General features: G+C 66.9%; 1 protein-coding gene. It reads right to left on the minus strand.

The window, feature by feature from the left end; translation table 11 throughout:
* Positions 1 to 18: 18 nt before the first annotated feature.
* Complete coding sequence (locus FNH05_RS37215) at positions 19 to 1242, minus strand: IS110 family RNA-guided transposase (protein ID WP_144593513.1); 1224 nt, start codon at positions 1240 to 1242, stop codon at positions 19 to 21.
* Positions 1243 to 1496: the final 254 nt, after the last annotated feature.

A 1496-nucleotide genomic window follows, 5' to 3' on the forward strand; every position in this document is an offset into this window, starting at 1 on the left:
ATCCCTGGGTTTTGGTTGTCAAGCGGCGGTTTGCTGGTGTTGGTGGTGTGTCCAGGCGGTGGTTTCGTTGTAGGGGGTGTGGGTTTTGAGGCATCCGTGGAGGATGCCGACGAGTCGGTTGGCGAGTTGGCGTAGGGCGGCGTAGTGGGTGAGGCCGCGGGTGCGGAGTTGGTCGTAGTAGGTGCGGGCTCCGGGGGAGGCTTTCAATGCTGATTGGGCTTGGCGCATCAGGGCGTCGATGAGGCGGTGGTTGCGGACGTAGCGGGCCCGTACGGTGGTTTTACGGCCGGAGGCGATGGTCAGGGGGCTGGTGCCGGCGTAGTTCTTGCGGGCTTTGGTGTGGCGGTAGCGGTCGGGGTCGTCGCCGAACTCGGAGAGCACCCTGGCGCCGAGGATCTGTCCGAGGCCGGGCTGGGACAGGTAGATCCCGGCGTCAGGGTGCCGCCCAAAATGGGTCTTCACCTCGCCCTCCAGCTCGCTGATCTCGCTGGTCAGGGTCGTGATCACCGAGATCAGTGAGCGGGTGACCGCCGCGGAAGCGGCGGTCAGGACCGGGCCACGCGCCAGGTGTTGGGCGCGCAGCGCGGTCTGGATCGTTTCGGCCTTACCGGTGGCGTCGCGACGGCGGGCCTTGGTGAGCGCGCTGGTGATCTGCGCGCGGGACAACCTGGCCGCCCGCGCGGGATCCGGGGCTTTGGCCAGCAAGGCCAGCGCTTCGGGCGCGCCCAGGTCAGGAAACGCCCCCAGCGCGGCCGGGAAATACTCCCGCAACACCGCCTGCAACCGCAGCAGATGCCGGGTCCTGTCCCAGATCAGGGACTGATGCGCCCGGGCCAGCTGCTGCACCCCCTCGGCCAGGTCACTGTCCCCGGCAACCTCACGCAACTGATGCGCGTCAGTGCGCACCAGATCGGCCAGCACATGCGCATCCCCGGCATCGCTTTTCGCGCCCGAAACCCCCAACCGCTCCCGCGAACGGGCCGCCTGCCGCGGGTTGACCGCGAACACCCGATACCCCGCCGCGACCAGCGCCGCCACCCACGGTCCCCGATCGGTCTCGATCCCGATCAACACCTGGTCCGGCTCGGCATCGGCGGGCAACCACCGCGCCAGCAACTCATGCAGCCGCGCTACCCCCTGCACTCCTTCCGGTAACCGGGCCCTGCCCAGCCGCCGCCCGGACTGGTCCTGGATCTCCACATCATGGTGATCACGCGCCCAGTCATCACCCACGAACAACACCACGCCCTCAACCCTCCAACCACCCGTCCGAACAAGTCACTGGCAGCCACGTGGAAGAAGGTCAACGGCCTAATGGTCGAGTGCTCACACCACACAGGTCGGCACGACATCCCTTCAGTGATCAACCTCTTCCACCACCAGTAGGGGCACGGTCTTCACGAAGATCTCAACAAACCCGGGACCCACAAGTGCTCACCCACCAGCAGCCACCACATCCGAGCCTGCCAAACCAGCCCGAACACACCCCATTAGGG

This window comes from Amycolatopsis rhizosphaerae (assembly GCF_007713715.1).
GTDB classification, from domain to species: domain Bacteria; phylum Actinomycetota; class Actinomycetes; order Mycobacteriales; family Pseudonocardiaceae; genus Amycolatopsis_E; species Amycolatopsis_E rhizosphaerae.